The organism is Psychrobacter sp. 1Y10, assembly GCF_052259005.1.
Lineage (GTDB): Bacteria > Pseudomonadota > Gammaproteobacteria > Pseudomonadales > Moraxellaceae > Psychrobacter > Psychrobacter saeujeotis.
This window is the reverse complement of the sequence record NZ_JBQQES010000009.1, coordinates 107,948-122,088: the sequence shown is the minus strand read 5'-3', so window position 1 is coordinate 122,088 and position 14,141 is coordinate 107,948. Positions and strand designations below refer to the sequence as shown.

Annotated in this window: 17 protein-coding genes; 4 read left to right on the top strand and 13 right to left on the bottom strand. The window is 39.3% G+C overall.

Annotated elements, in window-relative coordinates:
* The first annotated feature begins 412 nt into the window (after nucleotides 1-412).
* Nucleotides 413-916: a DUF4124 domain-containing protein gene (locus ACTXGH_RS11970; RefSeq protein WP_439296543.1), complete on the top strand. Its 504-nt coding sequence runs from the start codon at nucleotides 413-415 to the stop codon at nucleotides 914-916.
* Between the two features lie 200 nt (nucleotides 917-1,116).
* Here the strand turns inward: ACTXGH_RS11970 and ACTXGH_RS11965 are convergent, their stop codons facing one another.
* Nucleotides 1,117-2,871 carry an NAD(P)H-hydrate dehydratase gene (locus tag ACTXGH_RS11965; protein WP_439263282.1) on the bottom strand — a complete coding sequence of 585 codons (1,755 nt, stop codon included), beginning with the start codon at nucleotides 2,869-2,871 and terminating at the stop codon, nucleotides 1,117-1,119.
* 194 nt (nucleotides 2,872-3,065) lie between these two features.
* Here ACTXGH_RS11965 and queG point away from each other — a divergent pair, with 194 nt between their 5' ends.
* The gene (queG, locus tag ACTXGH_RS11960; RefSeq protein ID WP_439296544.1) at nucleotides 3,066-4,268 is read left to right on the top strand and encodes a tRNA epoxyqueuosine(34) reductase QueG; all 1,203 of its coding nucleotides are present in this window, start codon (nucleotides 3,066-3,068) and stop codon (nucleotides 4,266-4,268) included.
* A gap of 82 nt (nucleotides 4,269-4,350) precedes the next feature.
* On the opposite strand, the gene lysM is transcribed toward queG, so the two are convergent.
* The 6 genes from lysM to ACTXGH_RS11930 form a co-directional block, all read right to left on the bottom strand.
* Entirely contained in the window at nucleotides 4,351-4,860 is a 510-nt protein-coding gene (lysM, locus tag ACTXGH_RS11955) for a peptidoglycan-binding protein LysM (protein ID WP_299221412.1), read from the bottom strand.
* A 360-nt stretch (nucleotides 4,861-5,220) separates the two neighbouring features.
* Entirely contained in the window at nucleotides 5,221-5,457 is a 237-nt protein-coding gene (gene acpP / locus ACTXGH_RS11950; RefSeq protein ID WP_058368288.1) for an acyl carrier protein, read from the bottom strand.
* A gap of 275 nt (nucleotides 5,458-5,732) precedes the next feature.
* Nucleotides 5,733-6,467: a 3-oxoacyl-ACP reductase FabG gene (gene fabG / locus ACTXGH_RS11945; RefSeq protein ID WP_439296601.1), complete on the bottom strand. Its 735-nt coding sequence runs from the start codon at nucleotides 6,465-6,467 to the stop codon at nucleotides 5,733-5,735.
* Complete coding sequence (gene fabD, locus ACTXGH_RS11940; protein WP_439296545.1) at nucleotides 6,458-7,426, bottom strand: ACP S-malonyltransferase; 969 nt, start codon at nucleotides 7,424-7,426, stop codon at nucleotides 6,458-6,460. The genes fabG and fabD overlap by 10 nt, the downstream gene beginning before the upstream one ends.
* 416 nt (nucleotides 7,427-7,842) lie before the next feature.
* Nucleotides 7,843-8,025, bottom strand: coding sequence for a 50S ribosomal protein L32 (gene rpmF / locus ACTXGH_RS11935; protein ID WP_058368285.1), 183 nt, complete (start codon nucleotides 8,023-8,025; stop codon nucleotides 7,843-7,845).
* Nucleotides 8,026-8,382: 357 nt separating this feature from the next.
* Complete coding sequence (locus tag ACTXGH_RS11930) at nucleotides 8,383-8,973, bottom strand: YceD family protein (RefSeq protein ID WP_439296546.1); 591 nt, start codon at nucleotides 8,971-8,973, stop codon at nucleotides 8,383-8,385.
* A 155-nt stretch (nucleotides 8,974-9,128) separates the two neighbouring features.
* On the opposite strand from ACTXGH_RS11930, the gene ACTXGH_RS11925 reads away from it, so the two are divergent.
* Entirely contained in the window at nucleotides 9,129-9,887 is a 759-nt protein-coding gene (locus ACTXGH_RS11925; RefSeq protein ID WP_439296547.1) for an elongation factor P hydroxylase, read from the top strand.
* A 237-nt stretch (nucleotides 9,888-10,124) separates the two neighbouring features.
* Nucleotides 10,125-10,745 carry an L-threonylcarbamoyladenylate synthase gene (locus ACTXGH_RS11920; protein WP_439296548.1) on the top strand — a complete coding sequence of 207 codons (621 nt, stop codon included), beginning with the start codon at nucleotides 10,125-10,127 and terminating at the stop codon, nucleotides 10,743-10,745.
* Between the two features lie 91 nt (nucleotides 10,746-10,836).
* On the opposite strand, the gene rplQ is transcribed toward ACTXGH_RS11920, so the two are convergent.
* From rplQ to rpmJ, 6 genes are all read right to left on the bottom strand, one after another.
* Entirely contained in the window at nucleotides 10,837-11,196 is a 360-nt protein-coding gene (rplQ, locus tag ACTXGH_RS11915; RefSeq protein WP_021813387.1) for a 50S ribosomal protein L17, read from the bottom strand.
* Between the two features lie 19 nt (nucleotides 11,197-11,215).
* Nucleotides 11,216-12,223, bottom strand: a complete 1,008-nt coding sequence (locus ACTXGH_RS11910) for a DNA-directed RNA polymerase subunit alpha (protein WP_087040762.1) — start codon at nucleotides 12,221-12,223, stop codon at nucleotides 11,216-11,218.
* A gap of 81 nt (nucleotides 12,224-12,304) precedes the next feature.
* The gene (gene rpsD, locus ACTXGH_RS11905; protein ID WP_010196731.1) at nucleotides 12,305-12,946 is read right to left on the bottom strand and encodes a 30S ribosomal protein S4; all 642 of its coding nucleotides are present in this window, start codon (nucleotides 12,944-12,946) and stop codon (nucleotides 12,305-12,307) included.
* A gap of 48 nt (nucleotides 12,947-12,994) precedes the next feature.
* A complete protein-coding gene (rpsK, locus tag ACTXGH_RS11900) occupies nucleotides 12,995-13,384 on the bottom strand; it encodes a 30S ribosomal protein S11 (protein WP_058368279.1) in 390 nt (129 codons plus the stop codon).
* Between the two features lie 20 nt (nucleotides 13,385-13,404).
* Nucleotides 13,405-13,761, bottom strand: coding sequence for a 30S ribosomal protein S13 (gene rpsM / locus ACTXGH_RS11895; RefSeq protein WP_299221435.1), 357 nt, complete (start codon nucleotides 13,759-13,761; stop codon nucleotides 13,405-13,407).
* Nucleotides 13,762-14,013: 252 nt separating this feature from the next.
* The gene (rpmJ, locus tag ACTXGH_RS11890; RefSeq protein WP_010196721.1) at nucleotides 14,014-14,130 is read right to left on the bottom strand and encodes a 50S ribosomal protein L36; all 117 of its coding nucleotides are present in this window, start codon (nucleotides 14,128-14,130) and stop codon (nucleotides 14,014-14,016) included.
* Nucleotides 14,131-14,141 lie beyond the last annotated feature (11 nt).

The window sequence follows — 14,141 nt, the reverse complement described above, 5'->3', positions numbered from 1 at the left end:
TAAAATAATAAGTTTATCTTAGTCATTGTAGACCGATGAGTCCGGAGACAGTAAGTACAGTTAAAAATAAAGACTATGACAGTCATGATTTTTACTACACTGTGCTACTGTCACAAAGAGCATAAAACTGCAGAGACTGCTGATAAGCAGTAACCAGTAATTATCCCCAAGTGCTACGGCAATATCATAAAAGCCGCTCACTGACCAATCAACTAACCTTATATTCGACGGTTTAAGTCCTATTGTCAAGAAAAACTTGTGAAACCCATCCTTAACTATTAGTTATTAAATAATATACATTTGTCATTATTTTTTGTTAGAATCGACATACATTGTATGCTCATTGTAAGTTATACAATAATTCATTTACGCTTATACATGAATGCTTTTATTCATCAAAAGGATTGCTAGCATGGCATATTCACCCATGATTCATACAGTCAACAAACTATTGGTTGGTGTTATCACCACTTGTGTATTTGCCCTGCCTATGAGTGCAAGTCATGCTATCCAAGTTTACAAGTCTCTTGGTACGCATGGTGAGGTCAAATATAGTCAACATGCACCGCAAAATGCACGGAATATCGAGGTAATTGAGTTCCGCAGTGATGGTAGACAATCTGATGCAGGACAGATGGCAGGTAAAACGGATGCCAATCAAAGCAATGATACGCCAAATGCAGAACAGCAACGAGTCGCGCAACTTGAGGCGCGTATTAAAGATCAAGAAGCGCAGGCAAACGCCCAGCGCTGTCAATCGTTACGTAACAATTTAACCAATTTAAATGTCGGTGGCCGTATATATGAGATGGATGCAAACGGTAAACGCCAGTATCTAGATGGCCGCGAGATTGAACTTAAGCGAGAGCGTGTACAACAAGCGATTGGACAGTATTGTCAAGGTACACAGACTTAAATATATCTTTAGTAGTTATTATAGCCCCGTACCAAAAACGCTTTCGGTGCAGTCATACTATAGTCGATACTAAACGAGATGAATATATAGCATTATAGTGCGTGGCTAGTACAATTCTTTGCTTGCTGTACCTATAAATCTTAATGATGCAAAAATTTTATCTCAGTGACGCGGTATTTTTTAAGTTGACTTAAATAGACTTAGCAAGTCAGCTTTTGCATAATATGACGTATGGCTGCTGGCATATCTTGTGCTTGTAAGCCGCGCTGCCCAATCAATAACTGATTGCTACTTATGCGATCATATGTCGTAGCATCATATGAGCTTTGATGGACCAACATATCGCCTGCTAATGCATGAATCACTACCGCTTGACACGGGTTATTCTGCTCGTCATCTAAATCTTGTTGAGCCAATAATCCTGCAACGACGCCAGATAATATATCACCCATACCAGCTGTTGCCATGCCAGCATTCCCAACACCGCAAACATATAACTGTCCTTGAGCTAAAATAAGTGAGCCTGCGCCCTTTAATACCCAATTGCCACCATAGATATTAGCGCATTGATGTATGGCTGACGATCTGTCATTTTCTATCGCACTAATCTTTTTATCTAACAATTTAGCAGCTTCGCCACTATGCGGGGTCAAGCAAACATTGTGCGTCTTACTATATTCTCGCAATTGAGTAATTAGCTCATTTTTATCCCTTTGTAACGCTGCCAAATGATAAAGACCATCGGCATCAATGATTAACGATCTGTTGTGCGCTATTGCAGCTTTCAGGTAACGGGTGAATAGTATTTTTGCTTTTTCATCGCGGCCAAGCCCCATGCCGATAGCAACGACGCTTGCACTTTTAATTAAACGCTCAACGCTCTCTTGATCATGCAAGTCAATCGTCATTGCGTCAGGTAATGAGCTCAATAATGCACCATGAAATGCTTGATGACAGGCAACAGTTATCTTGCCAGCGCCAGTGGCCATCGCGCTAGAGGAAGTCAGAATCGCTGCACCGCCCATGCCTTGAGAGCCATCAAGACGATTGCCTCCAACCACTAAAACATGACCATAACTACCTTTATAACTGTTATGACGACGCGGCGTTAGATGTTGGGCATCTTTAAGCAATACTGCAATAGGTTCAATAGATGCATAAGGTATCAACGGTATATCAATTACTTCTCCACTAAAATCCATACCATCTTTGGTATGCAGACCAAACTTACGCGCAATTAGACATAAGGTAATGTCTGCCTGTATGGCTAATTTTTCAAATACTTGACCAGTAGAAGCGACAAGACCACTTGGAATATCAACAGCGACTACTAAAGCGCCAATCTGCTGAGCAGCGTTATTAAATGTTATAATTGCTTGTTCATACAAACCTTTTGGCGCACGATCTAAACCAATACCAAATAATGCATCGATATAGATATCAGCCTGCAAGGCCATATCCAATTGATCATTTTTATTTTGATAACATTGCATATCCTCAAAGCGTTGGTAAGGACAGTTCATGCTTAAAGCCTTACGCTGAGCCTTTGTTGCATCGTTGACTGTTTCTTGGCTCTTTTGACTGTTATCTGCCCGATTATCCATTTCTACGCCGACTGTTATCACTTGTACTTGCCAGCCCGCTTGCTGTAGATAATGAGCAATTAACCAACCATCTCCGCCATTATTACCTTGCCCTACCCAAACACACGCACTAGGCTGACGAGTCATATAATGATGATGTCTGGCGTAGCGCTTCGTTTGCGCCTTGACTCGTTCATAAAACGGTATAATACGTTGTGCCATTTGCCAAGCAGCTTGTTGCATCAAACCAAAGCTATTGTATCCTTGTGCAAACCATGCTTGTTCTATAGCATAAACTTGTTCGCTAGCGTATAAAGCGATAGGCAATGACGAGTACGGGCACTGTGCTGCTGATTGTATTGATGATTGCATAATATTCCTTTTTCTTATTTTATGAGTTTATAAACTGCTAGGTTATAAATATAACAAAAACATATCTAGCTTTATGTATTAATACTAACCACCCAATATTTAATTTTTATGATTGCATTGGCAATAAACTGGCCTATCATAGCCGCTACAACATCACTATCGATGTATAAATTCACAAACTAGTACCCTCTAATATGAACAATAAATCGTCCATCAAACAGCATTCAGTGCATTCCTCTAATCAGCAAACGAGCGGTGGTATTGAAGTTACCAATACTCCTGTATTTGCTACTGCAGTAGAGGTAAAACAATGGATTAAGTCTGAGGCCCAAGCTTTAGGGTTCGCTGACTGTGGGTTCTTATCCGTCCATCATCCTTTATTTGCTCAACAAATTGAGCAGCTACAGCAGTGGTTAGATAAAGGGTATGAAGGACAGTTGCAGTTTATGCATAACAATCATGATTTAAGAGCGCACCCTGCTAAGCTTGTTGCAGGTGCACAAACCATTATCAGCGTTCGTATGGATTATCTAACCCAGGCACCTGTGCCGCGCACTGTTAGCGATAATGATTATCCCAATCAAGGCATTATTGCACGCTATGCGCGAGGGCGTGATTATCATAAAACAATGCGTAACCGCTTAAAGCAGTTGGCACTTAGTATTGAAAATAAACTCCCCGAATGGCAACATTTAAACATTGGAGCTGAGTCAGATTTTATCTTTCGACCATTTAGTGATTCTGCCCCTATTTTTGAGCGACCAATAGCCGATGCAGTCGGTCTTGGTTGGACAGGCAAGCATACCTTACTACTGAATAAATCTGCAGGCTCGTTTTTTGTATTGGGTGAGTTGTTTATTAGTCTTAACCTACCCGATGATAAGCCCGTTGACGCGCATTGTGGCAGTTGTAGCGCATGTATTGATATCTGTCCTACGCAAGCGATTGTCGCACCTTATAAGCTCAATGCAGCTGCTTGCATCTCATATCTAACCATCGAACACAAAGGCGCAATTGACATAAAGTACCGCCGGGCCATAGGCAATCGAGTATTTGGCTGTGATGACTGCCAGCTTATCTGTCCCTGGAACCGTTATGCCAATCTGACATCAGTAGACGACTTTGCCCCTAGACATCATTTTGATAATATCGGTTTAATTGAGCTGTGGCAGTGGCAAGAATCTGACTTTTTAGAATACACGAAAGGTAGCCCAATTAGGCGAACAGGATATATTAGTTTTTTACGTAACATTGCTATTGGACTGGGTAACGCGAATCCTAGTTTAGATGTCATCGATCATCTACAGTACAGACTAGGATGTAGCGAGATGCTTGATGAGCATATCTATTGGGCTATAGCAGAGCAAGAGGAAAAACTAAAAAGTAGTAACAAGTAGCAGAATATTAATAAACAAACGAAAATAAAAAACGCCTCTTAATACAAGAGGCGTTTTATTTGTTTGAATTATAACTTAACAATTACGGCTTAGGAATACGCAAAACTTGACCTGGGTATATTTTGTCTGGATCAGATAACATAGGCTTATTAGCTTCGAATATTTTCATATAGTCACCAGATGAACCATATACTTCCTCAGCAATCTTAGACAAGCTATCGCCAGACTTCACAGTATACATGGTAGATTCAGGAGCATCTTCTTCAATATCGATGTTATCAATAACTTTTGCTACGTTTTGTACGTTACCAATAGCGATGATAGCTTTTTCACGATCTGCTTGCGTTTTAGCATCACCACTGATTTCAGCAGTATCAGTTGAACCGTTATATTTAACTTTTAGATTGTCAATATTGAGATTTTGCTGCTGAATACGGCGCAACAAGATATTAGCAACCGACTGAGCAGAAGGTTCTGTATTTTTCACTGGCGTATTAGCATCTGCTTTAGTCTCTGATTTTGCATCGTGCTTATCATCATCACGATTGAAAATTTTATCACCAATATCTTTTGCAAAACTGAACATACCCATATATTTACTCCTTGAAATTTTATTGTTGGTTGTCTTTCATATTCTAGAATTATAATTCATAACAGACTGATTTTGATTGCTGTCATTCCAGTCAGTATAACAAAGCCAGAAAGGCAAAAAAGCGAGAGATAGTAAAAGTATGTTGGATAATGTTACTTACAGGTAGATTGTGTTAATAATATTACTGGTGTTGTTTAAACAATATAAATGCTAATGATGTAAGAAAAATTGCTTATATTACAAAAGAACCATGACTGTTAACTTTTTAAAGGTTTAAAAAAACCGCTTATCAATAAAGATAAACGGTTTAGCAAAATTTGCTGTAGTCATATTATAAATAGACTATAAAGCAGCAGTAGCTTATAGTTGAGCTTGGACGTAATCGATTGCTTTTTGTACAGTAGTCAATTCTGCTGAATCTTCGTCAGGAATAGTAATACCAAAATCACTTTCAAAAGACATCACAAGTTCAACCAAGTCTAATGAATCTGCACCTAGATCTTCCATGAAAGAAGCATCGTTGCTGATATCTTCAACGTTCATGCCTAACTGCTCTGCTACTGCAGATTTTACTCTTAACTCAGTATCATTACTCATATAAACTGCTCCTTTATCTATTAATTTTAAAAACTATCATCTAGCTATTTTTTGAGCTGATAATGTCTTATCGAATACGGTATTTTATCTCAGAGATAAGACTCTAACACAGTTTTACCCATTTCGATTTATTTAATGTTTTATGAAACCCTTTATGATATAGGTCTGAAACATAAAAATATGCGTCATTATAACACCATTAAATACAGTTTACACTCGTTCACGCAGGTTTTTATTATATGAGTGTAAATGACGCTTTTGTCCTATTTATCACATTACATATACATGCCGCCGTTAACAGGTATAACGGCGCCCGTAATATAACTCGCTTCATCACTAGCTAAGAATAATGTTGCTGCGGCAATATCTTCTGGCTGTCCTAAACGTCCAATAGGCACAGCGTCCAACATAGAGTTTAGCAAGCGTTCGTCAAGCTCATCCGTCATATCAGTTTCAATCAGCCCAGGAGCCACACAGTTGATCGTTACTTGACGAGAGCCAATCTCACGCGCCAAAGTACGACTAAAGCCCTCTACGCCCGCTTTCGTCGCCGCATAATTGGATTGTCCAGCATTACCCATCTTTGCAACCACTGAACTGATATTAATAATACGCCCACGACGAGCTTTCATCATACCGCGCACTGCACGTTTACTCATACGATAAACTGACGTTAAATTGGTATCAATCACACTGTCCCAATCTTCGTCTTTCATACGCATTAGCAAACCATCTTGAGTAATACCTGCGTTATTTACTAATACCTGTACAGCGCCATACACACTTTCGATCTCTTCAAACAATTTATCGATTTGTGCGCCATCACGGACATCTAGAACCCGACCAATACCACCGGAATCATGCAAATAATCGTCGATAAGAGCAGCACCTTTTTCTGTAGTCGCTGTGCCAATGACAAAATGTCCTTCTTTCGCAAAACGTTTAGCAACTGCTTTACCAATACCGCGACTTGCTCCACTAACTAATACAATCGTTCGACTCATGATAATACCTCCATCAGTTTTTCCATACGAGCAGGCTTGTCTATTGGATAACTTGCAATTGGCTGCGTTTGACGCTTGGCCAAATTACTTAGCACGTTACCACTACCGCACTCAATTAATATATTTATTTGTTTGTCTGCCAGCTCTTGCATGGTCTTTGACCATAATACAGGCTCGCTAAGTTGCTCTGTTAACGCTTGTTTGATACTTTGAACGCTAGTCTCAATACGAGCATGACGATTTTGGATAACAGGAATATTGGCTTGATCAAATTTAATAGCAGCCAACTCTTCTGCCAACGTTTGGCTCGCTGGCTCCATCAATGCACAGTGTGATGGCACACTAACCTTTAGAGGAATCGCTTTTTTACCCGTATTTTGTACCTTATCAATCACAGCTGTTACTCCAGCGGCATTACCAGATATGACAACTTGACCGGGACTGTTAAAATTAGCAGCACCCACAACAGCACCATCAACATGTTCAGTCGCTTGCTCGCATAACGTTTCAACACGATTATCCTCAAGCCCCAATACTGCTGCCATTGCTGTATCAATATCAGCTACAGCCTCCTGCATCAGTTTGCCACGCTTATGTACCAGTTGCACAGCATCAGTTAACGATATAACACCGGCAGCACAAAGAGCACTATACTCACCTAACGAATGACCTGCTAAATAAAGAGGTGCTTTATTTAGCTTATCTTGCAGGATGCGCCAGATAGCAATACTCGCTGTTAATAGTGCAGGCTGAGTATACTGAGTCTGATTTAATTGTTCTTCATTTTGACATATTGCCCATAAATCTTCGCCTAAAGCCTTGCTAGCTTCAGCAAAAGTATCTTGTATTTGTGGGTATATTTCTGCAAGCTCAGCAGTCATATTGACTGCCTGTGCTCCTTGTCCAGGAAAGATTACTGCAATACGATGGGTTGAGGTTGTTACTGTATCAGGTGCAGATGCCATAGCCAATATTCCTTAAGTAATTGAAAATATTCTTAAAATAGACTGAGGATAATTATAAAATAAAATTCTAATATGTCGCTTATCACAGCGAATTATTACAAACTATACACTGCTCTGCATAATTATTATAGCGAGTCATGAAATCACAATAAAACAAACTGAATGAATCATTAAAAATACTATCAACGAAACTTTTATGGCTATCAAACCATCGTTATAAGCGCTTGCTAACGGGCATAGACTCAAAAATCACGCATAATAAAAAACCAAGCTATCCAGCTACCCTATATGCGATAGCAAAATAACTTGGTTTTTGTAAGCTCAATACATATTGTTTGATAATGTATGTACTAAGTAGCAGTAAATAGTTGGAAATATTACCACCACCGTATATCAACTACCAAACAGACAATGATTTAAGCTTCTTGACTAACTTTAAACAATTGACGGCCACGATAAAAACCATCTTTAGTCATATGATGACGACGATGTTTTTCACCAGTGGTCGCATCTACGCTTAGCTCAGCCACGCTCATATGGTGGTGTGAACGGCGCATGTCACGACGAGAACGGCTTTTACGACTCTTTTGAACAGCCATGATATAGCTCCTATACTTAAAGGGACAAGCTTAGAATTCAGCTTTAATCGATACTGACAGAGGCTATATAATCACAACAACCTAAGTCTTACGCATCATCAAATATTTTACGATATGCATCAAACACTAACTAAATATAAAATCTATGGATAATTTGGTTAATCTTTAATCACATATAGTACGTTGCCAGAATGCAATAAACCGGACATTATACGCATGTTTAGACAAATAATAAAGTACTGACTTTCACTCTTGTACATAAAGACGATAAAAATATTGTTGATAAGAAAATAATCAAGATAACTTAGTTAATATGGTTGGTGCTTTATACTACCTGATGTTCTTATATAATAATTACTATAATTTACCTTTTAGCGCAGCTAGCGCTGCAAAAGGGTTTTCACTCTCTTCTTCTTCAGGTATATCACCAAACTGTTCAACCACCATTTCACAATCGTCATGTTTTGGTGCCAATGGTGTCTTTAATAAAATCTCATCTTCTATCAATTTTTTAAAAGGTAAAAAACGCTCTGACGTTTGCTCAGTAATAATCTCATCTAGCAGTAAATAGTCTTGCTCATTATCAATCAAACGTACTTGATCTTCATCATCAAGCAAAGCAATGTCGTAGTTATCTGTAAGATCAGTTTCAACAGGTTGTAAACAACGCTGACAGGTCAACCATATTTTTCCTGTCAATTTAAAAGCGAAATGTAAAACATTATTATGACGGTATAAATTAGCATCCAAGCTCAATTTTGGTTGTTCACGCTCATCTGTTAAAAGTTTAGCTAAACGTTCAAACCTTGCAGGCGCAACCTCACCCTGCCAATCAAACCCGCTATCTGCCCATTTATCTAAAGAGATTTGCTCTGGCATATTTGCAGATGTAACTGTGCTATTTTCATGACTTTGAATAGATTCAGGATTCTTTGAAGTACTTGACATATGGCGCCTCGTGGTTCAAAACGGTGTATAATATTGCATGACATACTAACGGAAAGCCCAATATGACGCTAGCGCTAGTATGTTACGATTTTTGATACCAATTAAAAAAATTTTTCAAAAATATATTTTTACTTATTTAATAAATCTGCTTATCTATGAATACTCAGTCTAAACACATTGATTTTTCTACAGTATTGACTACTGCTGATTCTATCACTCTTTTAAATAAACTGATGGCACTAGAGAATTTAACTGATGAAAACACTTATCGAAATAAGCTTACAAGTTATTTGATAAGTTCACAGCAAAAATGGCAGTTGCTAACTAGTATGAACGCTGGCTATCAAATAGATAATAATACCTTTATAAGCTCGCCAGATACTTTTAAAGACTCTGAATATAACCTTACTAATTGGCTAATTTCATTATTCAACACTTTGTTCTTAGAACAAAAAGTAGAGCTGGTACGTGGTAAACAAGAACCAGAGTATTTTCCTATCCAAGGAGAACAACTTGCACGTATTGAGTTCGCTCATGGGTTTTTTGCAAGCGCCTTGCACGAGATTAGTCATTGGTGCGTGGCTGGTGAAGCTCGTAGACGTCTATCTGACTTTGGCTACTGGTATGCCCCAGATGGTAGATCAGCTGCTCAGCAACAAGCATTTGAGCGTGTAGAAATAAAACCTCAAGCATTGGAGTGTTTATTTACTTTAGCTTGTGGGCGACAGTTTCAAGTCTCACAAGACAACCTATCTGCTGACTTTGATACCAGTGGGAGTACATTTGCTTATGATGTATATGTGCAAGCTAAAGAGTACGTCGCCGAACCTCATACTTTACCACGTGATGCTAAGACTTTATTAGCTGCATTACTTAGCGTTTGTAAGACGTCTTCATCTGAAATCAGCACTTAATGTGACTTACTTAGCCTCCCTACTTATTAACGTTTTTCTACGGTTGGTAACGCCTTGTCATTAAACCTATATCCGCTTTAAGCTATACTGATAACTTAAGTACTATTGTTAAGGATATCAACCTACTTTATCATTAGAATAAATATTCTGATATATTTAGCGATTGAACCATGTTTAATTAATTAATGAAAAAGTTTTCTCAACTAAAAATTAATAATTATAAAATAAGGAACCACTATGGAAATATTCTACATTCATCCTGATAATCCGCAGCCACGCCTTATTGAACAAGCTGCTGACCTATTGCGAAAAGATCAATTAATTATCTATCCAACTGATACTAGTTATGCTTTTGGTTGTCGCTTAGGAGCAAGAGACGCGCTAGAAAAGTTAAAAATGATACGCGAACTTGATGATAAGCATCAATTTACCTTACTTTGCCGTGATCTGAGCGAAATCGCGAATTATGCGACGGTGGATAACATACAATTTAAACAACTAAAAGCACATACACCGGCCCCAATTACTTTCATCTTAAATGCTACCAAAGATGTGCCAAAGAAATTAGCGCATGCTAAGAAAAAAACCATTGGTATTCGAGTGCCTAGCAATCCTATTGCTCAAGCGTTATTAGAAGCGATGGATGAACCCATCCTGACTAGCTCGCTAATCTTACCTGATCGCGACGATATCTTAGATGATCCTTTTGAGATTGAAGAGCTGCTAGGTAATCAAATTGATGCACTTATTAATGCAGGTATTAAAACTACTAAGCTAACAACTATCGTTGACATGACTAGCAGCCAGCCTGAAATTATTAGACAAGGCGCTGCCGATGTCGAGTCATTGTTACTTTAACCAGCTAATACGATAGTTAACTAATCTACAGATGTAAAAAAGGCTCCAATTCAATTGGAGCCTTTTTTATAAATTTAATCAGCATATAAAATTAGTCACGATCAACCAATTCTACATAAGCCATTGGTGCATTGTCACCATCACGGTAACCGCATTTTACAATACGCAAATAGCCACCTGGACGCGTCTGATAACGAGGACCTAACGTACCAAATAGTTTGCCTACCATAGCTTTGCTACGCATACGGCTAAATGCTAAACGGCGATTAGCAACGCTGTCTTCTTTAGCCATAGTGATTAATGGTTCAGCGACGCGGCGTAATTCTTTTGCTTTTGGTAAAGTTGTTTTAATCAGTTCATGCTCAAATAATGAGTTAGTCATGTTCTGAAACATTGCCTTACGATGACTGCCGGTACGACCCAGCTTGACTCCACTCTTACGATGGCGCATAGTCAAATATCCTTAAAGTTTAACGGCTACGATAAGAAAAGCGATCATCAACACGTAAATCAGCTGGCGGCCAGTTGTCTAGACGCATACCAAGCTCTAAATCTTTAGACGCTAGTACGTCTTTGATTTCTGTTAATGACTTCTTACCAAGATTTGGGGTTTTTAATAGTTCAGTCTCTGAACGTTGTACCAAATCACCGATATAGTAAATGTTTTCAGCTTTCAAGCAGTTGGCTGAGCGAACCGTTAGTTCAAGATCATCCACAGGGCGTAAAAGCACTGGATCAACCTCTTCTTTTTCTTTCACAGGCTCAGGCGCTTCTTCAGCTTCTAGATCAACGAAGATAGAAATCTGTTGTTGTAAAATAGTAGCTGCTTTACGAATTGCTTCTTCTGGATCTATAGTGCCATTGGTTTCAAGCTCAACGATAAGACGATCAAGATCAGTACGCTGCTCTACGCGAGCGTTCTCAACTTGATAAGCAACACGTAGCACAGGACTAAAGCTTGCATCAAGCTTCAAGCGTCCAATTGCTTTAGTATCACCATCTTCACGGCGCTGATTTGCTGGCTCATATCCACGACCCATTACTACACGCAAACGCATCTTAAGATGACCACGATCACTCAACGTACCCAACACCAACTCTGGATTGATAATGTCTACGTTATGCGGTAGTGCGATGTCTGCAGCAGTAATAGTGCCTGGACCTTGTTTATCCAAGGTCAAGAATACTTCATTTTGGTCATGAAGCGTAATTGCTAAGCCCTTCAAGTTCAAAAGCAAATCAAGCACGTCTTCTTGTAGTCCTTCAAGCGTTGAGTATTCATGGTCAACACCATCAATCTCAGCTTCAATGACTGCAGCGCCAGGTAATGAAGATAATAAGATGCGACGCAGAGCATTACCTAGAGTATGCCCAAAGCCACGTTCTAACGGTTCGAGCGTGACTTTCGCAATCGTTTCATTAACCGTATCCACATTAATGGCATTCGGCGTTAGAAACTCAGTTGCATTTAGCATCATGATGTCACCTCGATTTATTAAACTGGTTTAATTAACGTTGACTGCTCAACATCATTATTATGATGCTGAGCGTTACGTCATTTACTTAGAGTATAGCTCAACGATCAAGCTTTCGTTGATTTCAGCAGGTAGATCAATGCGATCAGGTGCTTGTTTAAAAGTACCTTGTAATTTACTGTGATCAACATCTAGCCATTCTGGAATGCCACGTTGTGTCGCTAACTCGATAGCGTTTTTGATACGCAACTGTTCGCGAGACTTCTCTTGGATAGCGATGACATCACCATCTTGAAGCTGAATTGACGGAATGTTCACACGAACAAACTCATCACGACCAGCTTTTTTTACCATAACAGTACGGTGACTGACTAGCTGACGTGCTTCAGCGCGAGTTGAGCCAAAGCCCATGCGATATACTACGTTGTCTAAACGACTTTCTAGCATAGCTAGTAGGTTTTCACCAGTAGCACCACGCTTACGTGCAGCTTCTTTATAGTAATTAGCAAACTGACGCTCTAATACACCATAAATACGTTTAACTTTCTGCTTTTCACGCAGCTGTAAAGCATATTCTGAAGTCTTATTACGGCTTACACCGTGTTGACCTGGTGGACGTCCAGCTTTCTTTGTTTTTACATCGTATGGTTTAACACCAGACTTAAGGCCTAAGTCTGTACCTTCACGACGTGATAATTTGAGTTTTGGTCCAATATAGCGGGCCATTGTTATGTCTCCTATAAGCTCTTATAATAAAAAGCTTCGTCTTTAATATTAGACGCGGCGCTTTTTCGGCGCACGGCAACCATTGTGTGGGATTGGGGTTACATCAGAGATGCTGTTAACTTTATAGCCCAATGCACCTAGTGCTCTTACCGCAGACTCACGACCCGGTCCTGGTCCTTTGACCAAAACATCGATATTCTTAACACCATATTCTTGAGCCGCTTTACCAGCGACTTCAGCTGCAACCTGCGCTGCAAATGGTGTAGATTTACGTGAACCACGGAAGCCTTGTCCACCTGAAGTGGCCCAAGCCAATGCATTACCTTGACGATCGGTAATCGTAACAATGGTGTTATTAAAAGACGCATGGATATGGGCTACGCCCTCCGATACTGAACGACGAGTCACTTTTTTGCGACTACGAGTGTCTTTAGCCATCTTTTAGCTTCCTAAGTTAATTATCTTTTGAGAGGGCGTGTCGGACCCTTACGAGTACGAGCGTTGTTCTTGGTATTTTGACCGCGAACAGGTAAGTTACGACGATGGCGAATGCCACGGTAACAACCAAGATCTACCAAACGCTTGATATTCATTGACACTTCACGACGAAGATCACCTTCAGTCGTGTAATTTGCAACTTGTGCACGGATAGCATCTAACTGTGTATCATCTAACTGATTAACTTTAGTAGTAGGGGCAATGCCAACTGCTTCTAAGATTTTCTGAGCAGTGGTACGACCTACACCAAAGATATAAGTTAGTGAAATAACAGCATGCTTATTATCCGGAATGTTTACACCGGCAATACGAGCCATTGATTTCTCTCCATTAAAGAAAAACGAGCTTTATTCGTAAATAAACATCATTTCTCAGATTTATTGCTGTTAATACTAATTCTTTTACGCCACTATTAACATTTTAACTTGATAACAAGTTTATTTATAAATTAGGTTAATAAATGAGTTAGCATAAACTACGGCAAGTGGCGGATGATATCGCATCCGCCGTTATAATTCAAGTATTAATTTTGTTTATAGTTAAGGTATGTTCACCTATACTACTATCTATTAACCTTGACGCTGCTTGTGGCGTGGTTCTGCTGTGCAAATGATATGGACACGACCTTTACGGCGTACAACCTTACAGCTACCACAAATCTTTTTAACTGATGCTTGAACTTTCATAGCATGCTCCT